The organism is Luteibacter sp. NPDC104163, from assembly GCF_055584245.1.
Map to the genome: position 1 here is coordinate 62344 of NZ_JBVJMK010000015.1, position 21080 is coordinate 83423.

The following is a 21080-nucleotide window of genomic DNA, read 5'->3' on the forward strand; positions in this document are numbered from 1 at the left end:
ATCGCGCGCAAGCGCGCTCCCACCACGCCCAAAAAAACGGGGCGCCGCATCACTGCGGCGCCCCGTGCTGTTTCCGGCTCCTGCCGGGGAGGGAGGAGTGGGACGTCAGGAGCCGGGAACTCAGAAATAGGCGCGAACGCCTACGGACACATTGCGGCCCGGCATCGGTGCCACGTCCTTGAACAGCGACGTGGCCGGGCGGGCCGTCTGGTTGGTGAGGTTGTTGCCGTCGACGAAGGCTTCCCACTGGCTGCGCTCATCGTTGATGAACGTCCAGCCGAAGTGCGCGTTCACCAGCGTGTAGCCGGCGGTATCGGTCTCGAACGCGGCGACCTTGTCCTGCTTCATGTAACGCACCGCGCCCACGTTCGCGCGCAGGCCATCGGCGTTCCAGCTGAGCGTCGAGCCGATGCGGCCCGCGGGGATGCGCGGCACGTTGCCGCCGCCGTCGCTGAGCGTGGCGCGGACGGTGTCGCCGAACACACGCAGGTCCCAATGGCCGGAAGGGCTGTCGGAGAGGTGGAAGGTCGCTTCCGCCTCGGCACCGCGGAACGTCGCGTCGTTCTGCGACCACACGCGCACCGGCAGGTCATCCTCGATCTCACCCGTATCGGCGAGATAGATGAAGTTCTTGTACTTGTTGTAGTACACGGCGATCTTGCCCTCGACCACATCGCCATGGAAATGCAGGCCCAGTTCGGCCTGGTTGGATTTCTCCTTGCCGAGGTCGCTGCCGATCTCAAATGTATTTGAGGCCTCGTGCGGGCCGTTCGCGAACAGCTCCTCCTCGGACGGCGCGCGCTCGGCGTGGTCGAGGTTCAACGACAGGTGCCACTGTTCGTCGAAGCGGTAGGCGAAGCCGGCGGAGAAGCTGTTCGGCGAATAGTTACGCTTGGCGCCATCGATCGGTTCGACGCTCTGCTTGTCGTGGCGCGCGCCCAGTTCGACCTTCACCGGCCCGAAGTCGCGCGTCTCGGTAAGGAAGACGCCAACACCCTTGGTCGTCGTCGCCGGCACGAAGGTTTCCTCGCCCACCGCGGCGAACTTGCGGTGCTGGGTCTGCACGCCGAACGAGCCCACCCAGCCGCCCAGTTCGTCGTGGGTTACAACGAGGCGGCCCTGGTTGCTGTCGGTGGAGAAGGTCGTACCCGGCTCATCGCCTTCGTACTCCACGTGCTGGTACGCGCCGTGGCCCAGGCTGAATTCGATCTTGCTGATGCCATCGATCGGCTGGACGAAGCCGCCTTTCAGCGTGTAGTTCGTCTGCGCCATCTTGATGTGCACGGGATCCTCGCCCTCGGCCGGGTCACCCGGTTCCGCGGGGCTGCCGTACAGATCCAGGAAGCGCGACACGGACAGGCCCAGGTAGCCCCAGGAACCGAGGACCGAGGCGCCGACCGAACCCGAGGTCGTCTTCACCGCGCTGTTGGCCAGCGTGCCGCCGGGGATGTCGTAATCCTTGTTGTCGCGGTGCATGCCGTCGACATGGATGGCGAACTGGTCGTTGCCCGCGTCGAAGCGCGCGAGGCCGGTCTTGCCGTCGGAGACGGAGTCCGTGCGCACCTCGGCGCGGCCGGCGAAGCCATTGTCTGGCGCCTTCTCGGGCACGCGGCCATCGACCACGTTGACCACGCCACCGATCGCGCCGGAGCCGTAGAGCAGGGTGGCCGGGCCCTTAAGGACTTCGATCTGGTCGGCGAGGAACGGCTCCAGGGTCACCGCGTGGTCCTGGCTCACGTTGGACACGTCCTGGGCCGACAGGCCGTTTTCCAGCACCGCCACGCGCGGGCCATCGAGGCCGCGGATCACCGGGCGGCCCACGGCGGTGCCGAGCGCCGAGGTCTGCACGCCAGGGATCGACGACACCGTCTCGCCGAGGGAGACGCCCTTGGCGTCGTCCAGGGCCGAACCGGCCAGGACGGCCACGGGCGCCACGATCTGGTCGGCGTTGCGGCCACCGGGCACGGCGTTGACGACGATGCCTTCCAGCTTGTCCACGTGCTTGCGCGACTTGCCCTGGGGGTCCTTCGTGCCCACATCCGGGGTCGTGGCGTCCTGCGTCGCGTCTTCCGCCATGGCGGGGAGGGCGCTGCCGAACGTCGCGGCGAGGGTCAGGGCGAATAGGGTTCTGCGCATCGGGTGGAGCTCCATCGTTGGACTTTGCAATGTTATAAAGTATCATCACTTGCCTCGACCCGTGCAAAAAGTCACGCTATGCACTCCATGACCGAACCCACGCTCGCCCCTGAAACCCGCCGCCGCTGGTGGCACGCCGCGGATCGGCTGGGCGCGACGGCGTCTTTCCTCTGCGCGATCCACTGCGCGCTGCTCCCGTTCGTCATCGCGGTATTGCCGCTGCTGGGCCTGTCGTTCCTGGCCAACCACCGCTTCGAAGAGATCTTCGTCTCGTTCGCCTGCGTGCTGGCCGCGGCCGCGCTGGTCTCCGGGTACCGCCGGCACCATCGCCGCCTGCCGTTCGTCTTCGCGGTACCGGGCCTGCTTCTGCTCATCCTCGGCGTGACCTTCCTGCACAGCGGTTCCCTGCTGGTCCACAGCGTGCTGGTCACCACGGGCGGCCTGCTGGTCGCCACGGCGCATTTCATCAACCTCAGGGTGGATCGCAGCGGCCACGCGGGCCATATCCATGGGCCGACCTGCGCCCACCCGTGATTGTGTAACCGCCACCGCAGCGCCTAGCCTTCGCCCCATGTCACACGACCACTCCCACGCGCCCGGGCATGCCCACGGGCACGACCATGCGCACGACCACTCGCATTTCGAAGGCAGCAGCGAGAAGAAGCTGCTGTTCGCGTTCGTGCTCACGTTCATCATGCTGCTGGTGGAAGCGGCGGGCGGCCTCGTGTCGGGCTCGCTCGCGCTGCTGGCCGATGCCGGGCACATGCTGGTCGACGCGCTGGCCCTGCTTCTCGCCTTCCTTGGTGCGCGCTTCGCGGCGCGTCCGGCGGATGCGCGGCGCACCTATGGCTATGGGCGCATTGAGGTCCTGGCCGGCTTCGTCAATGCGCTGACCCAGTTCGCGCTGGTCGCCTTCATCATCTTCGAAGCGGTGCAGCGCCTGTTCAACCCGGAATCGATCCTCTCGGGGGTCATGTTCATCGTGGCCGTCGTGGGCCTGGTGGCGAACGTGGTGGTGTTGCGCACCCTGCATGGCCATGACCCGGATGACGTGAACATCGCGGGGGCCAGCCTGCACGTGCTGGGCGACCTGCTGGGCTCGGTGGCCGCAGTGCTCGCCGCGCTGGCCGTGCGCTGGATGGACTGGCTATGGGCGGATCCGGCGCTTTCCATCCTGGTCTCGCTGCTGATCCTGCGCAGCGCGTGGTCGCTGCTGCGTCGATCGAGCCACATCCTGCTCGAAGGCACCCCGGAAGGGGTTCACCTGGACGAGGTCACCCGGGTGCTGCACGAGTGCGATGAGTCCATCGTGGACATCCACCACGTGCACGTCTGGCAGATGACCGCTGGGTCGCGGATGGCCACCCTCCACGCCGAACTGGCCCCGGGGGCCGACCAGGCGCGCGTTCTCACGGCCATCAAGACCACGTTGAGCGAACGTTGGCAGGTGGGCCACGCGACGGTCCAGTTCGACCCGGGCGAGTGCCCGGACGAGCTGGAGGGTTGCGGGCAGGACGGCCGCCACAGCCACTGACAGGGGCGCCCTGCATGGGGACCCTTGCCATTTACGCGGCCGCTGATACGATGGCCGGCCGTTCCTCTCCATTACTAGAATTAAGGAGTTTCCCATGGGCAAGGGCGACCGCCGCACCCGTCGCGGCAAGATCTACCGTTCCAGCTATGGCAATGCCCGTCCGCACGTCGATATCGTGACTGGCGCTGCCGTGGCCAAGCCGGCCGCCACCAAGGCGGCGGCCAAGAAGGCCGCTCCGCGCAAGAAGGCCTGATCCCTTCTACGCGTGACACAAGAAACCCCGCCTCGGCGGGGTTTTTTGTGGCCTAGAGTTCGTTGAGGCTTTCGAATTCCACCGCGCTCTCGGCATGCGCGGCGATCACGTTGCAGCTGACAAGGCCGGGGAAGATATTGCGCGGGGTCGCCGCGTGGTTCTCCGGATTGAAGAGCGGCGGCGTATGTGACCACACCCGGTAGCCCAGGGCCTTCACGGCATCGACCTCATGCTCGGCCGAGGCAGGGCCACCCAGGCGCGCGTAAATCAAGGGGCGATGTTCGTGGAGGGTGCGGGTCCCGCCCTCGAGAAGGCCGGGCAACGCGCCAGGCAGGTTCACCTTCAGCAGGTGCAGGGCGGGCAGGTCGAGGCTGTCCAGGGTCGTGCCGCGCACGGTCTCGCCGGCAATGGTTTCCATGCCTTCGCTGGCGCCGAGCCAGGCATGGTGCGTGTGCACGTTGGCCAGCTGGTTCAGCGCCACGTTGGCGCAGAGCTGCTGGAAAGGCAGCCGGCAGGGCTCGATCACATGCACGACGCCGGCATCGCCCACGGCGCGCGCGAGCCAGAGCGTGTGTGCGCCGTGCTCGCCACCGACCTCCATGACATGCTGGCCATCGGTCATCGCGCCGCTAAGCAGGTCGGTTTCGTACTCTGCCCACTCCCCGTACAACTGGAGAGAGCGAGCCACGGCGGCATCACTCGTGGACGGGGCGGCGATGCCATAGCGGGTGGAAAGCAGGGGTGGGGTCGAGGCGCGGGTCATGGGGTTCCACGGTGGAAGGGAGAACGGGCGTCGGCGAGCTCGCGGCGAAGCACGGCGGTGACATCGCCGCCAGCGCGCTGGCCGGGCAAGCCGTCGTAGGTGACCTGGATCGCGAGGCGCATTTCGAGTGAAGCGATGTGCCAGGCGGGGTGCTGGCCTGCGCTGAAGGCATGGCCGAGCGCGGCAGAGCAGGCCTCCGCCGCGGCATCCGGCGGCAGCAGGGCGGCGCGCTGATGCATGCCGTTGGCGATGAGCAGGGATGTCGCCGGATCGGGCGCGCGGTCTTCGACGGACTCAAGCAAGCCGAGGGCGTCGTCGAGGTGGCGCAGCCGTGCATCTCCTTTTTCCTGGTTCGCACGGCACAGGAGGATCCCGGCGCGGCGGCGCATCGCCAGCACGGGATCGGTGTCGGCAAGGCGCGAACAGGTCGCCTCGGCGTGGTCGAGCCGCGTGCGCGCAGCCATGCCGACCAGCCAGCCTGACCACGCCAGGTGGATGTCGATCCATGCGTCGAGAACCGGCGCGTCGCGGTCGTTCGCGTCGCTGCCAAGGTCGCGCAGGGCGAGCAGCCGCGATGCGCCCGTGAGGCGGCCGAGCTGGGCGAGTTCTGTCCGCAGGAGGTGTGCCCGCCACCACGGACGCAAGCCTGGCGCGCACGATTCCAGCTCGGCGCCGCAACACGCCAGGGCTTCGTCGAGGCAGGACTGGGCGGCTGTTCGTTCGAGAAGCGCAGCCTTGCCTCTCAACAGGGCCGGCAGCAACCATCGTGCAAGCAGGCCGTCTGCGCCGGGTGCGTCGCGCATGTCGCGCACCACCTGCTCCCAGGCGAGGAAGTCATCAGCGTGGGTACCGACGTGGCGGAGGGAGGGGAAGGCCTGGTCGCCGCTCAGGTAGAGCGGCGTCGGGCGGCCGTCAGGGTGCAGCCGTGCCACGAGCGATGCAGGCAACACGGGCGCTTCATGAGTGACATCGGTGGACGGCTCCGCCGCGGCACTGGGGCGATGGGACAACAGGTCCACCGGTTCGAGCGTGAGTTGCAGCGCCGGCGCTTCGAACGCAGTGCGCTTGTAAGTCCAGTCGGGCGTCGCGGGTGGGCGGGCGATGGCGGTGTCCTCCTGGGGAATGGGCAAGGGGGCGGAAGCGAAGTGCGTGGCGATCGAGACCTCGCCCACAGATGTTGGCGTCGGCCTGCGCGCGCGTCGGCGGCGCCATGCGATAGCCAGGCCCGTGACCAGGGCGAGTGCGGCGACAGCCGCTGCCCATGGCGTCAGCGTAAATGCCCTACCGGTGCGGCCGGCCGGGACGCCGTCCGAGGGCGCCAGCGCCAGCCGCGTCGCGGTGGCTTGCGCCAGCGGGCTGCCTGGCGCCACGGGAGCCTCCATCGCATCGAGCATGCGCGATACATCGCGCATCTGCCGCGCACGTTCGGCCGCTTCAGCCTTGCCGTCACGCCCTTCCGCGCACGCGGCCACGAACGCGGCCACGCAAAGCGCGAACACGAAAAGACAAGCGCGGGGCACGGCCCGGCGGAGTGGCGCAGCGATGATCAACAAGCTTCCTGGGACGCGGCCTGAGCTTGTCGATGTTAGGGAACCCCCGCCATGGGATCGATGGAAGAATTCTGAAAAATGCGGCGGATTACGTCGTGCGCTCGCCGGCGACCCAGGTTTCCTTCAGCAGTCCGCCGCCGATCCAGTAGCACAGTTCCGGCAGGTGCTGGATGCTCCAGACCGCCAGGTCGGCGCGTTGGCCAACGGCGAGGGTGCCGCGATCATCGAGGCCGAGCGCACGCGCACCGTGTTGGGTCGCGCCACGCAGTGCTTCCTCCGGCGTCAGCCGGAACAGCGTGCAGGCCATGCCCATCGCAAGGCGCAGGGAGAGCAGCGGCGATGTGCCCGGGTTGAGGTCGGTGGCGACGGCCATGGCGACGCCGTGCTCGCGAAAGCCCGCGATCGGCGGCGGCCGCGTGTCGCGCAGCGCGTAGTACGCGCCGGGCAGCAGCACGGCCACCGTGCCGGCCTTCGCCATCGCCTGTATGCCTTCTTCGCTGGTCCATTCCAGGTGGTCGGCGGAGAGCCCGTTGTAGCGGGCGACCAGTGCGGCGCCGCCAAGGTCCGAGAGCTGCTCCGCGTGCAGCTTGACCGGTAGCCCGAGCTCGGTGGCCTTCCGGAACAACCGCTCCGTCTCGGCATGGGTGAAGCCGATGCCCTCGCAGAATGCGTCCACGGCATCGACCAGCTCTTCCTCGGCCAGCGAGGGCAGCATGGTGTCGCAGACGAGCGAGACATAGTCGTCGCGGCGCCCGGCATATTCCGGCGGCAGCGCATGCATGCCGAGGAAGCTGGTGCGGACGTCGATGCCCAGTTCGATGCCGATGCGCCGGGCGACCCGGAGCATGCGGCGTTCCGCGTCCGGTTCCAGGCCGTAGCCGGACTTGATCTCCAGCGTGGTCACGCCATCGGCGAGCAGGGCACGGGCGCGCGGCAGGGATTGGGCGAACAGTTCATCTTCGCTCGCGCTGCGCGTCGCCCGCACGCTCGAAACGATGCCGCCGCCTGCGCGGGCGATCTCTTCATACGTGGCACCTTCCAGGCGCATCTCGAACTCCTGCGCCCGATCGCCACCGAAGACCAGGTGGGTGTGGCAATCGACGAGGCCGGGAGTGATCCAGGTGCCCTGCAGCGATTCCACCCGATGCGACAGCACGTGCGGTTCGCCGGGAAGCTCCGCCCGCGCGCCGACGAACGCGATGCGCCCGTCCTTGATGCCGAGCGCGCCATCGGCGATGGCCCCGTAAGCCGTGCCGTTGTCCGCGAGCGTCGCCAGTCCGGCATCCAGCAGCAGGTAGTCCCAGCGCGTATCCGCGCTCATCGCGGCGACTCCGGCGTGCGCTCCCAGCGCACCTGGTAGAGGTCGTAGCGGCGATCCTTCAGGTTCTGCACGGCGCCGGAGTTGCGGGCGCGGGCGAGGTTCTCGAGGCGCAGGTCCGCGAACAGCACGGTCTCGATGTTGGGCGTGGCATCGGCGGCGATGCCATCACGTGCGAACGGGAAGTCGCTCGGCGTGAGGATGCAGCTCTGGCCGTACTGGATATCGAAGTTGTTCACGCCGGGCAGGTTGCCGACGTTGCCCGAAAGCACCACGTAACACTGGTTCTCGATCGCGCGGGCCTGCGAGCAGTAGCGCACGCGGAGGTAGCCCTCGCGCACGTCGGTGCAGAACGGTACGAAGAGGATGAGCGCACCCTGGTCGGTGAGGTGGCGGGCGACCTCGGGGAACTCGGAGTCGTAGCAGATCATCACGCCGATCGGACCGCAGTCGGTCTGGATCGTGGCAGCGGAATCGCCGCCGGTGATGTTCCAGACGTTCTTCTCGCTCGGCGTCGGGTGCAGCTTTTCGCGCTCGTGTAGCGAACCGTCGCGCAGGGCCACGTAGCAGACGTTGTGGATGTCGCCGTTAGGCTGGCGCGTGGGATGCGAGCCGCCGACGATGTTGATGTTGTAGTGAACGGCAAGCCGGTGGAAAAGGGCTTTTACCTCGTCCGAGTACTCGGAGAGGCGGCGGATCGAATCGACCGGCGAGAGCTCGGCGTTCTCGATGGAGAGGAGCTGCAGGGTGATCAGCTCAGGGAACACGACGAAGTCCGCGTCGTAGTCCGCGGCGATATCGACGAAGTACTCGACCTGCGTCGCGAACTCGGCGAATGAGGCAATGCGGCGCTGCATGTATTGCACCGAGGCCACGCGCACCGAATCGGGGAGGCGGTGGCTATGCGACACACGCGGCGTATCCGGGTGGTTGAGCAGGTGCGGATTGCGCCACACGAGGTGGGCCGCGTAGCCCAGCGATTCATGGTCGGAGGGCACGTACTCGCGCAGCAGGCCGAGCACCTCGAAACCGTTTTTCAGCTGGAAGCTGAGCGTGGGGTCGCGGCGGCTGCCGTCCACGACCGCCTGCACGTAGGCCTCGGCGCTGCCGTAACGGCCGATGGCCCGCGATAGCCCGGGCATGCGCCCACCGAACACGATGCCGCGCAGCTTGAGGTCGGTGCACAGGCGCTTGCGGGCCTGGTACAGGCGCTGGCCGATGCGCATGCCGCGGTAATCCGGATGGACCACCACTTCCATGCCGTAGAGCCAGTCGCCCTTCGGATCGTGCCGCGAGGCGAAGCCGCCGCCCGTGATCTGCATCCACGTGTGCGGGGCCAGGGCCACAGCCTCGTTGATGCGGAAGGTGGCGCAGAAGCCGACGATATGGCCTTCGTACTCGACGACGAACTGGCCTTCGGGGAAATTGTTCTGCTGGCCCTGCAGCATTTCCGCCGAATGCCCCCATTCGGCGGTGTAAACGCGCGCGGTCAGCGCGACCAGTTCCGGGATATCCGCGGGACGGGCCAGGCGGAGGGTGAGTTTCGGGGTCTGGGCGGGAGCGGCGATCTCGTTCATTCCCCCATTATGCCCCCGGCATGTGAAGCCGTTCATACGGCCGCGCTATCCTGTGCCGAAGAGTCCTGCCTGGCCCCGTGGGAGCGCGCTTGCGCGCGATGGGGTCTGCGGCCAGGCCCATCGCGTGCAAGCACGCTCCCACACAAGGTCTGCCAATGTCGCCGTCCCACTTCACCGCTGATTTCATCTGGACCGAAGGCGCCTGGGCCGAGGCCGGGCTGGCCATCAAGGAAGGCCGTTTCGCGGCGCGCAACGGCGAAGCCGGCGAACGCATCGGCCGTTTCGTGTTGCCGGGCATGCCCAACCTGCATTCGCACGCGTTCCAGCGCGCCATGGCGGGCCTGGCGGAACGCCGCGGCCCGGGTGAGGACAGCTTCTGGACCTGGCGCGAGACCATGTATGCCTTCGCCGAGGCCATCAACCCGGATGACCTGAAAGCCATCGCCACCCAGCTCTATGTCGAGATGGTCAAGGCGGGCTACACCCAGGTCTGCGAGTTCCATTACCTGCACCACGGCCCAAAGGGCGTGCACTACGCGGATCCGGCGGCGATGTCGCTGGCGCTGATCGAAGCGGCGAAGGAAGCAGGTATCGGCCTGACCCTGTTGCCGGTGCTCTATATGACCGGCGGCTTCGATGGCCGTCCGTTGAACGACCGCCAGCAGCGTTTCCGCCACGACGTGGGCCAGTATGTATCCCTGCTCGAACGCCTCGTGCCGATGCAGCACGACATGCTGACGGTGGGTATCGCCCTGCATTCGCTGCGCGCGGTACCCGAAGAGGCGATGCGTTCGGTGCTCGCGACCGGCGTGGCGCAGGGCCTGCCTGTGCATATCCATATCGCCGAACAGATCGGCGAAGTGCAGGACTGTCTCGCCGTGCGTGGTGCGCGCCCGGTCGAGTGGCTGCTCGACCATGCCGACGTCAACGAACGCTGGACGCTCGTCCATGCGACGCACCTCACCGGCCACGAAACAAAGCGCATTGCGCAGAGTGGTGCGGTCGCGGGCCTTTGCCCGACGACGGAGGCGAACCTTGGCGATGGCCTGTTCCCGCTCGCGGATTTCATCGATGCGGGCGGCACGCTCGGTATCGGCTCGGATTCGCATATCTCGGTTTCGCCGGTGGAAGAGCTGCGCTGGCTCGAGTACGGCCAGCGCCTGGTCACCCGCCATCGCAACGTCGCCTCGCGCAAACCGGAAGAAAGCACGGGCGTCGCGCTGTGGCAGCGTGCGCTCGACGGCGGCAAGCGCGCCTCGGGCGCCGATATCGCGCGGCTGGGGCAGGGCGCCCGCGCCGACCTGCTGGTCCTCGACGATCGTTCGCCGCTGCTCGCCGCGCGCGATGAGGCGGACGTCATCGATACCTTCCTCTTCGCCGGCAACACGCCGCTCGTGCGCGATGTGATGGTCGGCGGCCAGTGGCGCGTGCGCGACCACGCGCACGTGGCCGAAGCCCGCGCCGCGACCGAGTACCGCCACACGGTCGAAAAGCTCGCGGCCACCTGATCGTAGGAGCCCACCGGCCTGGCTGTGGGAGTGAGCTTGCGAGCGACGGGTCCGCGGAAGAGCCTCGTTCGCAAGCTCACTCCCACATGCTGCCGCCGGCCTATTGCAGTGCATCAGCAAACGTGATTTAGTCGGGCCATGATTCGCATCGCCGCCAATAACGCCAATACCAATAATGCCCGGAACCTCGGGAGGGTCGGCGTGTAGGCGGTTGCAACTGAAACCACCGGAATCACGAAAGGCCCGCCCCACAAAGGCGGGCCTTTTTCTTTGTCCCGATCCAGCAGTCCCTATCCAGCTATCGATACGACAGGAGCAAGGCGCATGTGTTCGATCTTCGGAATGTTCGGCCTGGCGGCCGGGGATGATCTCCAGGCGCTGCGGGCGCAGGCCATGGAGCTTTCGCAGCGGCAGCGCCACCGTGGGCCCGACTGGAGCGGGGTGTACCTGGACGACGGCGCGATCCTCGTCCATGAGCGGCTCGCCATCGTGGATCCGGCCAGTGGCGCGCAGCCCCTCCGCTCGCGTGACGGTGAGCTGGCCCTGGCCGTGAACGGCGAGATCTACAACCATCGCGAACTGCGCGCCGCGAGCGGTTACGCCTTCACGACCGGCTCCGACTGTGAAGTCATCAACGCGCTGTACCGCGAAGACGATGCGGGCTTCCTCGGCAAGCTCAATGGCATCTTCGCCTTCGCCCTTTGGGACGCCGCGAAGCGCCGCGTCCTCATCGCACGCGATCCGATGGGCGTGTGCCCGCTGTACTGGGGCCACGATCGCCAGGGTCGCCTCTGCGTCGCCTCGGAAATGAAATCGCTGGTGGGCGTATGCGCCGATGTCGCGCCGTTCCCGCCGGGACACGTCTACGACAGTGCGACCGGTGAAACCACCCGCTATTGGACGCCCGCCTGGCGCGACTACGAGGTCACCGAGGGCAGGACGATCGACCCGAAGGATCTCCGCGCTGCGTTCGAGGCGGCGGTGCATCGGCAGATGATGACCGACGTGCCCTACGGCGTGCTGCTCTCCGGTGGACTGGATTCGTCCCTCGTGGCCGCCGTTGCCGCCGGGTTCGCGCGCCGCCGCATCGAGGATGACGATCGCGATGAAGCGTGGTGGCCCCGACTGCATTCCTTCGCGATCGGCCTGGAGGGTTCCCCCGACCTCAAGGCTGCCGAGGTTGCCGCCGAGGCGCTCGGCACCGTTCACCACGGCTTCGTCTACACCTTCGAGGAAGGGCTCGACGCGCTGCCGGAAGTGATCCGCCACATCGAGACATACGACGTCACCACGATCCGCGCCTCCACGCCGATGTTCCTGCTGGCCCGCCGGATCAAGGCGATGGGAGTGAAGATGGTCCTCTCGGGCGAGGGTTCCGACGAGGTCTTCGGCGGGTATCTCTATTTCCACAAGGCGCCGAACGCCCGAGAGTTCCACGCGGAGACCGTGCGCAAGCTGGACGCGCTGCACTATTACGACTGCCTGCGCGCCAACAAATCGATGGCTGCGTGGGGCGTGGAGGCCCGGGTGCCGTTCCTCGACACCGAGTTCCTCGAGACCGCCATGGCCTTCGATGCCGAGGCGAAGATGGTCGCCCGCAAGGGCATCGAGAAGGGCATCCTGCGCGAGGCGTTCGAAGGCGCGCTGCCGGAGTCGATCCTGTGGCGGCAGAAGGAGCAGTTCAGCGACGGGGTAGGGTACGGCTGGATCGATGGCCTGAAAGCGCACGCCGAGGCCATGGTGAGCGACCGCGAATTCGCCGCCGCCGCGGCCCGGTTCCCGCACAACACCCCGGCCACCAAGGAGGCGTTCCTCTACCGCTCGATCTTCGAGAAGCACTTCCCTGGCGAGGCCCCGGCGGCGACGGTCCCCGGCGGCAAGTCGATCGCCTGCAGCTCCCCGGCGGCCCTGGCCTGGGATCCGGCCTTCGCGGCTGCCGCCGACCCCTCCGGCCGCGCGGTCCGCGGCGTCCACCGGGAAGCCCTGCCGGCCTGAGGGCCGTGGGAGCGCGCTTGCGCGCGATGGGTGCTTGCGGTGAACCCATCGCGCGCAAGCGCGCTCCCACAGGACGTGGGCAGGCCATGCTGCGGTGCCATAAGGGGCCCGATTTGGTAAGATCAGCGCCTTTAGCCGGCGCGTCCCGCGCCGCATAGCAGGCAAGCCAACCATGATCGAGACCAATCCGATCCTTGCGCAGATCGCGGACCTCAAGGGCCGCGTCGAGTCGCTTAGGGGGTATCTTTGACTACGCCGTCAAGAAAGAACGGCTAGAGGAAGTCAACCGCGAGCTCGAGAGCCCCACCGTCTGGGATGATCCGAAGCGCGCGCAGGAGCTCGGCCGCGAACGCGCCCAGCTCGATACCATCGTCACCGGCATCGAAGAGATGTCGTCCTCGCTGGAAGATGCGAAGGAACTGCTCGAGATGGCCGCCGCCGACGGCGACGAGGACACCGTGCAGTCCGTGGCCGACGACGTGGCCAAGGTCGATGCCCGCATCAGCAAGCTGGAATTCCAGCGCATGTTCTCGGGCAAGCTCGATGCCGCCCCCGCGTTCGTCGATATCCAGGCCGGTGCCGGTGGTACCGAAGCCCAGGACTGGGCGGAAATCCTCCTGCGCATGTACCTGCGCTGGGCGGAGTCGCGCGGCTGGAAGGCCGAGCTGATGGAAGTGTCCGGTGGCGAAGTCGCCGGCATCAAATCCGCCACGTTCCGCGTCGAGGGCGATTACGCCTACGGCTGGCTCAAGACCGAGATCGGCGTACACCGTCTGGTCCGCAAGAGCCCGTTCGATTCGGACAACCGCCGCCACACCAGCTTCACCTCGGTGTTCGTGTCGCCCGAAGTCGATGACGACATCGAGATCGACATCAATCCGGCCGACCTGCGTACGGACGTCTATCGCTCCTCGGGTGCCGGCGGCCAGCACGTCAACAAGACCGAATCGGCCGTGCGTATCACGCATATCCCGACCAATACGGTCGTGGCCTGCCAGACCGAGCGTAGCCAGCATGCCAACCGCGACCGCGCGATGAAGATGCTGAAGGCGAAGCTGTACGAACTGGAAGTACAGAAGCGCAACGCCGAGAAGGATGCGCTGGAAGCCACCAAGTCGGACATCGGCTGGGGCAGCCAGATCCGCAACTACGTGCTCGACCAGTCGCGCATCAAGGATCTGCGCACCGGCATCGAGCGTTCGGATACCCAGAAGGTGCTAGACGGCGACCTCGACGAATTCGTCGAAGCCAGCCTGAAGGCCGGCCTCGAGGCGGGTTCCAAGCGCGTCGACGCGTAATACCGCAACACCCGGGGGCGCATGGGCGCCCCCGTTCCCCGAACGCAACCCAAGCGAAGCCATGACTGACGAAACCCGCGACGACACCACCGGCACTGTTGACGAAAACCGCCTGATTGCCGAGCGCCGCGAGAAACTCAAAGCGCTGCGCGAGCAGGGCATCGCCTTCCCGAACGACTTCAAGGTCGATAGCTTCGCGGGCGACCTGCAGGCCGAGTTCGAGGACAAGGAACAGTGGACGGCTGAAGCGATCGAAGCCGCGCCGCGCCAGGTGGCCGTCGCCGGCCGCATCCTGCTCAGCCGCGGGCAGGGCAAGGTCAGCTTCGTCACGATGCAGGACGGCACCGGCCGCATCCAGCTGTTCATCCACCAGGGCACGGTGGGCGAAGAGACCTACAACGCGTTCAAGCGCTGGGATCTCGGCGATATCGTCGGCGCCACCGGCACGCTGATGCGCACCAAGACGGGCGAGCTCTCGGTGAAGGTCGAGGGCCTGCGCCTGCTGACCAAGTCGCTGCGTGGCCTGCCGGACAAGCACCACGGCATGGCCGACGTCGAGCAGCGTTACCGCCAGCGCTACGTCGACCTCATCGTCACCGAAGAAGCCCGGCGTACCTTCCAGCTGCGTTCGAAGATCGTCAGCCACATCCGCCGCTGGCTGGAAGACCAGCCGCGCCGCTTCATGGAGGTCGAGACCCCCATGATGCACGTGATCCCGGGTGGCGCCACGGCGCGTCCGTTCACCACGCACCACAACGCGCTGGATATCCCGCTGTTCCTGCGCGTGGCGCCGGAGCTTTACCTGAAGCGCCTCACCGTGGGCGGCTTCGACCGCGTGTACGAGATCAACCGCAATTTCCGTAACGAGGGCGTGTCCACCCGGCACAACCCCGAGTTCACCATGCTCGAGCTGTACCAGGCGTACGCCACGTACCACGAGATCATGGACCTCACCGAGGGCCTGATCCGTTCGGCTGCCACCGATGTGATCGGCAACACGTCCATCGAGTGGGATGGCGCGACCGTCGACGTGGGCCCGGCCTTCCGCCGCTGGCGCATGGAAGATGCCGTGCTCGAGCTCAACCCGGAGATCAAGCCCGGCGAGCTGCGCGATCGCGAGGCCATGGCCACGCACGCGAAGCGCCTCGGCATCCAGGTCAAGCCGTCGTACGGCTGGGGCAAGCTGCTGCTCGAGATCTTCGAGGCCACGGTGGAACACACCCTGGTCCAGCCGACCTTCATCACCGACCACCCGGTCGAGGTGTCGCCGCTCGCCCGCGAGAGCGATACCGACAAGGGCATCACCGATCGCTTCGAGCTGTTCATCAACGGCAAGGAAATCGCCAACGGCTTCTCCGAGCTCAACGACTCGGAAGACCAGGCCGCGCGCTTCCAGGCCCAGGTGGACGCGAAGGACGCCGGCGACGACGAAGCCATGCACTTCGACGCGGACTACATCCGCGCGCTCGAAGTCGGCCTGCCGCCGACCGGTGGCCTCGGCGTCGGCATCGATCGCCTGGTGATGCTGCTTACGGGATCGTCGTCGATCCGCGACGTCCTCCTTTTCCCGACCATGCGCCCCGAGGCCTGATCCCATGTACTACGCCATCACCGGTATCGATCACCCGAATTCGCTGGCGAACCGTCTCGCGGCGCGCCCGGCCCATGTCGAGCGCCTGCTGAAGCTCAAGGAAGAGGGGCGCCTGAAGCTCGCCGGTCCTTTCCCGGCCATCGATGCAAAGGATCCGGGCGAAGCCGGCTTTACCGGCAGCCTGATCGTCGCTGAGTTCGAGAGCCTGGCTGCGGCGCAGGCCTGGGCCGAAGCCGATCCTTACGTGGCCGGCGGCGTTTACAAGGATGTGACCGTGCGCCCGTTCAACGTGACCCTGCCGTGACCGCCGAGAAAGTCGAGCGCATCCGCCAGCTCCTGACCGAGGCCCTGGCCCCGGTCGAGCTGGATGTGATCGACGAAGGCCACAAGCACGCCGGCCATAGCGGGGAGGGCAAGGGCCATTTCTTCGCCCGGATCGTCAGCCCCGCGTTCGCCGGCCAGAACCCGATCCAGCGCCACCGCCTGGTCTACCAGGCCCTCGGCGACATGATGCCCGACGGCATCCACGCCCTCTCGATCGACGCGAAAGCGCCCGGCGAATAAGCCCGCCGCGCGCCATCGGGGGCCTTGTGGGAGCGCGCTTGCGCGCGATAGACGCCGCCTCACACCCCATCGCGCGCAAGCGCGCTCCTACAATCAAGCATTTACGCTATTATTCTCAGGTTATTTCGCGTATTGCGCCGGGGTGACCCCTTTGGCAAAGTGATCGATCAGCCGAGGGGTGGCTGAGAGCCTGCGTCCCAACGGAACCAAACATGCGTCTGACCACGATCAAGCTGGCGGGATTCAAGTCCTTCGTGGACCCCACCACGCTGCACCTGCCCACCAATATGACCGGCGTCGTCGGTCCGAACGGCTGCGGCAAGTCGAACATCATCGACGCCATCCGCTGGGTCATGGGCGAATCCGCGGCCAGCCGCCTGCGTGGCGATTCGCTGACCGACGTGATCTTCTCCGGCTCCAGCGCGCGCAAGCCGGTGGGCCAGGCCGCCGTCGAGCTCATCTTCGATAACAGCGACGGCACCATCCAGGGCGAGTACGCCAGCTTCGCCGAGATCTCGGTGAAGCGCGTCGTCAGCCGCGACGGCCAGTCCTCCTATTACCTCAACGGCGCGCGCTGCCGCCGCCGTGACATCACCGACCTGTTCCTCGGCACCGGCCTGGGCCCGCGTTCCTACTCGATCATCGAGCAGGGCATGATCAGCCAGATCATCGAGGCGGCCCCGGAAGAGCTGCGCACCCACCTGGAGGAAGCCGCCGGCATCTCCAAGTACAAGGAACGCCGCAAGGAAACCGAGAGCCGGATCAAGTCGACCCGCGAGAACCTCGACCGCGTGCGCGACGTGCGCGACGAGGTCGAGAAGCAGCTCGATCACCTGAACCGCCAGGCCCGCGCCGCCGAGCGCTGGAAGGCCTTCAAGGAAGAGCAGACCCGCCGCGAGGCCGAACTGCGCGCGCTCGAGTACCGCACTCTCTATCGCCAGCGCCAGGGCGAAGGCTCGGGCCTGCGCGAGTACGAAATCGAGATTGAAAAGCACACCGCCACCCAGCGCCAGGTCGAGGCGCAGATGGAGACGGTGCGCGAGCGCCACCAGGGTGCGAGCGAGCACCTGAACCAGGTGCAGGCCGAGGTGTACAAGGTCGGCGCCGAAATCGCGCGCGTCGAACAACAGGTGCGCCACAACCGTGACCTCGCCGAGCGCCTGACCCGTTCCAAGGCGGAAACCGATCGCGAGCTTGGCGAACTCCAGGGCCACATCGACGCCGATCGCGAACAGGTGGAAACCCTGCGCATGGCGCTGGCCGAAGGCGAGCCGAAGCTGGAGTCGCTGCAGCAGATCCAGGACGACACCGGCGAAGCGCAGCGCGCCACCGAGTCGCGCCTCGCGGACTGGCAGCAGCGCTGGGATACGCATACCCGTGGCGCTTCCGAGTCCACCCGCGCCGCCGAAGTGGAGCGCACGAAACTCGCCTACCTCGACCGGCAGGCGGTGGACCTTGCACGTCGTCGCGAAGCGCTCGAGGCCGAGCAGAAGGCCACGGATGTCGCCGCGCTCGACGCGGCCGCCGAACAGCTCGATACCGAACACGATACGCAACGCGAACGCGTGGAACAGCTGGGCGGCGTGCTGGACCAGCACAAGGTCGGCTACGAGCGCGTGCTCGACGACGAGCGCCAGGTCCAGTCCGCGTTGAACGACGCGCGCCAGCAGCTGCAGACCGCGCGTGGCCGCCAGGCCTCGCTCGAGGCACTGCAGACCGCGGCGCTGGGCCAGGAAGAATCGGCCGCCACCGGCTGGCTGAAGCGCCTGGGCCTGGCCGACGCTCGCCGGCTTGGCGAATCGCTGCAGGTGGATGCAGGTTACGAATCGGCCGTCGAATCCGTGCTCGCCGGCGTGCTCGATGGCGTGCTGGTGGATTCACCGGCCGCGCTCGCGCCGGAATTCGGCGCACTCGGCGAAGCCGATGTGGCCTTGTTCGCCAGCGAGAAGGGTGGCCCGGGCACCGCCGGCACGCTGGCTGGCCATGTGCGCGGCCCCGCAGCCGCCGTTGGCCTGCTGTCGAATGTGTTTGTCGCCGACTCGGTGGAAGCCGCCGTGGCCCGCGTCGGCTCGCTTTCGGCCGGCCAGTCCGTCATCACCCGCGATGGCGCGTGGATGGGCCCAGGCTGGACCCGCGTGCTGCGCGCGCAGGGCAACCAGGTCGGCGTGCTCGCCCGCGAGCGCGATATCCGCCAGCTGGCCGAGCAGATCGAAGCGCTCGAAGCCACGATCGAAGAGCGCACCGAACAGCTCGAGGACCTGCGCACGCGCAAGTTCGAAACCGAACGCCAGCGCGACGACGCGCAGCGTGACCTCTATGCGGCGCATCGCCGCCTCTCCGAACTTGCCGGCCAGTTGCAGAGCCACCGCGGCAAGATGGAAACCGCGCGTGCCCGTGCGGAGAAGGTCGGCGGAGAAATCAGCACGCTGGTCGAACAGCTCGACGAACTGGAAGGCCAGACCCGCGAAGCCCGTGCGCGCCTCGACGAAGCCGTCGGCCACATGGGCGATCGCGAAGACGAGCGCCGGGGCCTTGAAAACGAGCGCCGCGAATTGCTTGAGGCGCGCGAAGAAGCGCGCATGAACGCCCGCGAGGCCGCCGACCAGGCGCACCAGCTCGCCCTCAGCATGGAATCCAAGCGCGCCGCGCTCACCTCGCTCGAGCAGGCGCTGGCTCGCCTCGATGCGCAGCTGCGCCAGGTGACGATGCGTCGCGACGAGATCGACGAACAACTGGCCGCCGGCAGCGATCCGATCACCGAACTGGAAGAGGAGCGCCAGACCTACCTCGACCAGCGCCTGCTGGTCGACAGGCAGCTCGTCGAAGCCCGCCGCGCCCTCGAGGACTGTGATGCGGAGTTCCGCCGCCTCGAGCAGGAACGCCAGCGCGTCGAACACGTGCTGGGCCAGGTGCGCGAGAACGTGGCGGAGAAGCGCCTCGCCGCGCAGGCGCTGCAGTTGCGCGCCGAGCAGCTCGCCCAGGCCATCACGGCATCGGGCCTCGAGCTCGAGCCGCTGCTGGCCGAACTCGCCGAAGATGCCGAACCGTCCACCTGGCAGTCGCAGCTGGCCGACCTCGCCGGCAAGATCGCCCGCCTCGAGCCGGTGAACCTTGCCGCGATCCAGGAACACGCCGAGCAGTCACAGCGCAAGGAATACCTCGATTCGCAGCTCACTGACCTCACGAGCGCGATGGAGACCCTGGAGGGTGCGATCAAGAAGATCGACCGCGAGACCCGCCAGCGCTTCAAGGAAACCTTCGATCGCGTCAACGCCGGTGTGCAGGAGCTGTTCCCGCGCCTGTTCGGCGGTGGCCACGCCTACCTCGAACTCACCGGCGAAGACCTGCTCGATACCGGCGTGGCCATCATGGCCCGGCCGCCGGGCAAGCGCGTTTCGAACATCACGCTGCTCTCCGGCGGCGAGAAGGCCCTCACGGCGGTCTCACTCGTCTTCGCTATCTTCGGGCTGAACCCGGCGCCGTTCTGCCTGCTGGATGAGGTGGACGCACCGCTGGACGAAGCCAACGTGGGCCGCTTCTCGGCGATGGTCCGCGAAATGAGCGAAAAGGTGCAGTTCATCTTCGTCAGCCACAACAAGGCCACGATGGAGGCCGCGCACCAGCTGTGCGGCGTTACCATGCGCGAACCTGGCGTCTCGCGCCTCGTCCAGGTCGACCTGGCCGAAGCCTCGAAACTCGCCGGCGTCGCCTGAGCCGGCTTCGCATAAGCGTCACCAAAGGAATTACCGCGTCATGAATCCCGCCATCGGCCTCGCCTGGAACCCTGCCGTCGGCATCCCGATGCTCTTCGTGGGCATCGTCGTGCTCGTGCTGATCTGGCTTTTCGGCCAGCCGCGCAAGGAGCAGGGCCGGCGCAAGCCGATGCCGGAGCAGCCCGAGCCGCGGCGTGAGCGCCGTGAGCCGGTGTTTGGCGGTGAAGCCGCGGCAGACGCCGATCCCGTGTCCTTCAGCGCCCGCGACGACGAGCGTTTCGACGAGCGCTTCGACGTGCGCGACGAGGCGCCGGCCGTCCGCGACGAAGACGCCAACGACCCGCTGTTCCGCCCCTCGCCGAAGCAGGGTGAGCTGGATGTCGACCTGCGCGCCGAGCTCGAGCGCCTCGGCGCGTCCCTCGCTGGCGAACGCAAACAGGCCGCTCCGCCCGCCCAGCCCGCCGCTGAAACCCCGGCGCCGCGTCCGGCGCAGCGTACGGAACCGCGCATCGACCTCGACCTGCCTTTCGACCTGGACGAGCCGGCACCGGCCCGCCCGGCGGCCGCGGCACCTGCGCCGGCCCCCACGCCCGCTCCCGCCCCGGTGGCCGCTCCGGCTCCGGCGCCCGTGCCGCCCAGGGCGCCGCCGCGTTCGGACCTGGGCCGCCGCCCGCTGAACGCCCCGGTCGAGCGCATCGTCAGCCTCTACGTCGTCTCGCGCGAGGGCCAGCGGTTCCAGGGTTCCGACCTGGTCGTGGCCGCCGAGAAGGCCGGCCTCGAATTCGGCGACATGGGCATTTACCACCGCCTGGTGGATGGCCACCCCGAGAAGGGCCCCATCTTCAGCGTCGCCAACCTGGTGAAGCCGGGCAATTTCGACATGGCCCGCATCGCCACGTTGCAGACCCCGGGCCTTTCGTTCTTCATGGCCCTGCCGGGCCCCGTCAACGCGCTGGATGCGTGGGACGCCATGCTCCCCACTGCCCAGCGCCTGGCCGAGCTGCTCGACGGGCTGGTGCTCGACGAGGAGCGCAACGCCCTCGGCCGCCAGCGCATCGCGCACATCCGCGACGAACTCCGCGGCTGGGACCGCGGACATGAAGGCGAAGAGATCAAGTTCGGGCAATAGCCCCCGACATCACGGCCCGTCCGGGCCGTAATCCATGTGGGAGCGGGGGGGGGGGGGGGGGGGGGGGGGGGGGCGCCACACCCCCCCCCCCCCCCCCACAGGGGAGGGCCGCCATTGGGGGGGTGCGCGGGGCAGCCAGGATGACCCCGCC

16 protein-coding genes are annotated in these 21080 nt (G+C 67.7%); 11 read left to right on the top strand and 5 right to left on the bottom strand.

Annotation, left to right across the window (positions count from 1 at the left end; translation table 11 throughout):
- Positions 1-120: 120 nt before the first annotated feature.
- A complete protein-coding gene (locus ACZ6YI_RS16655) occupies positions 121-2136 on the bottom strand; it encodes a TonB-dependent receptor (protein ID WP_465779643.1) in 2016 nt (671 codons plus the stop codon).
- An 87-nt stretch (positions 2137-2223) separates the two neighbouring features.
- Here ACZ6YI_RS16655 and ACZ6YI_RS16660 point away from each other — a divergent pair, with 87 nt between their 5' ends.
- From ACZ6YI_RS16660 to ACZ6YI_RS16670, 3 genes are all read left to right on the top strand, one after another.
- Positions 2224-2670, top strand: a complete 447-nt coding sequence (locus ACZ6YI_RS16660; protein WP_440325117.1) for a MerC domain-containing protein — start codon at positions 2224-2226, stop codon at positions 2668-2670.
- A gap of 37 nt (positions 2671-2707) precedes the next feature.
- The gene (locus ACZ6YI_RS16665; RefSeq protein WP_465779644.1) at positions 2708-3670 is read left to right on the top strand and encodes a cation diffusion facilitator family transporter; all 963 of its coding nucleotides are present in this window, start codon (positions 2708-2710) and stop codon (positions 3668-3670) included.
- Between the two features lie 94 nt (positions 3671-3764).
- Positions 3765-3923: a 30S ribosomal protein THX gene (locus tag ACZ6YI_RS16670; RefSeq protein ID WP_144910717.1), complete on the top strand. Its 159-nt coding sequence runs from the start codon at positions 3765-3767 to the stop codon at positions 3921-3923.
- A 52-nt stretch (positions 3924-3975) separates the two neighbouring features.
- Here ACZ6YI_RS16670 and ACZ6YI_RS16675 read toward each other — a convergent pair whose 3' ends face one another.
- From ACZ6YI_RS16675 to ACZ6YI_RS16690, 4 genes are all read right to left on the bottom strand, one after another.
- Complete coding sequence (locus ACZ6YI_RS16675) at positions 3976-4686, bottom strand: FkbM family methyltransferase (protein ID WP_465779645.1); 711 nt, start codon at positions 4684-4686, stop codon at positions 3976-3978.
- Positions 4683-6236 carry a hypothetical protein gene (locus ACZ6YI_RS16680; RefSeq protein WP_465779646.1) on the bottom strand — a complete coding sequence of 518 codons (1554 nt, stop codon included), beginning with the start codon at positions 6234-6236 and terminating at the stop codon, positions 4683-4685. The genes ACZ6YI_RS16675 and ACZ6YI_RS16680 overlap by 4 nt, the downstream gene beginning before the upstream one ends.
- Before the next feature lie 88 nt (positions 6237-6324).
- Entirely contained in the window at positions 6325-7557 is a 1233-nt protein-coding gene (gene hutI / locus ACZ6YI_RS16685) for an imidazolonepropionase (RefSeq protein WP_465779647.1), read from the bottom strand.
- Entirely contained in the window at positions 7554-9131 is a 1578-nt protein-coding gene (locus ACZ6YI_RS16690; protein WP_465779648.1) for a GNAT family N-acetyltransferase, read from the bottom strand. Before ACZ6YI_RS16690 ends, hutI begins: the two co-directional genes overlap by 4 nt.
- Positions 9132-9286: 155 nt before the next feature.
- Here ACZ6YI_RS16690 and ACZ6YI_RS16695 point away from each other — a divergent pair, with 155 nt between their 5' ends.
- The 8 genes from ACZ6YI_RS16695 to zipA all read left to right on the top strand — a co-directional run bounded on the left by ACZ6YI_RS16695 (position 9287) and on the right by zipA (position 20929).
- Positions 9287-10639: a formimidoylglutamate deiminase gene (locus ACZ6YI_RS16695; protein ID WP_465779649.1), complete on the top strand. Its 1353-nt coding sequence runs from the start codon at positions 9287-9289 to the stop codon at positions 10637-10639.
- A 324-nt stretch (positions 10640-10963) separates the two neighbouring features.
- Positions 10964-12634, top strand: a complete 1671-nt coding sequence (gene asnB, locus ACZ6YI_RS16700) for an asparagine synthase B (protein WP_465779650.1) — start codon at positions 10964-10966, stop codon at positions 12632-12634.
- A gap of 172 nt (positions 12635-12806) precedes the next feature.
- Positions 12807-13932, top strand: a protein-coding gene (prfB, locus tag ACZ6YI_RS16705; protein WP_440327612.1) for a peptide chain release factor 2 whose coding sequence is annotated in 2 segments (ribosomal slippage) — positions 12807-12881 and positions 12883-13932 — 1125 coding nt in all. Because the reading frame shifts where the segments join, the coding sequence is not laid out codon by codon here.
- A gap of 61 nt (positions 13933-13993) precedes the next feature.
- Positions 13994-15523: a lysine--tRNA ligase gene (gene lysS / locus ACZ6YI_RS16710; RefSeq protein ID WP_465779651.1), complete on the top strand. Its 1530-nt coding sequence runs from the start codon at positions 13994-13996 to the stop codon at positions 15521-15523.
- A 4-nt stretch (positions 15524-15527) separates the two neighbouring features.
- On the top strand, positions 15528-15827 hold the full coding sequence (locus ACZ6YI_RS16715) for a YciI family protein (RefSeq protein ID WP_465779652.1): 300 nt from the start codon (positions 15528-15530) through the stop codon (positions 15825-15827).
- Positions 15824-16087, top strand: coding sequence for a BolA family protein (locus tag ACZ6YI_RS16720; protein ID WP_465779653.1), 264 nt, complete (start codon positions 15824-15826; stop codon positions 16085-16087). Before ACZ6YI_RS16715 ends, ACZ6YI_RS16720 begins: the two co-directional genes overlap by 4 nt.
- A gap of 212 nt (positions 16088-16299) precedes the next feature.
- Positions 16300-19800, top strand: coding sequence for a chromosome segregation protein SMC (gene smc / locus ACZ6YI_RS16725; protein WP_465779654.1), 3501 nt, complete (start codon positions 16300-16302; stop codon positions 19798-19800).
- An 88-nt stretch (positions 19801-19888) separates the two neighbouring features.
- Positions 19889-20929 (top strand): cell division protein ZipA, encoded by a 1041-nt coding sequence (gene zipA, locus ACZ6YI_RS16730; protein ID WP_465779670.1) that lies wholly within the window; start codon positions 19889-19891, stop codon positions 20927-20929.
- Positions 20930-21080 lie beyond the last annotated feature (151 nt).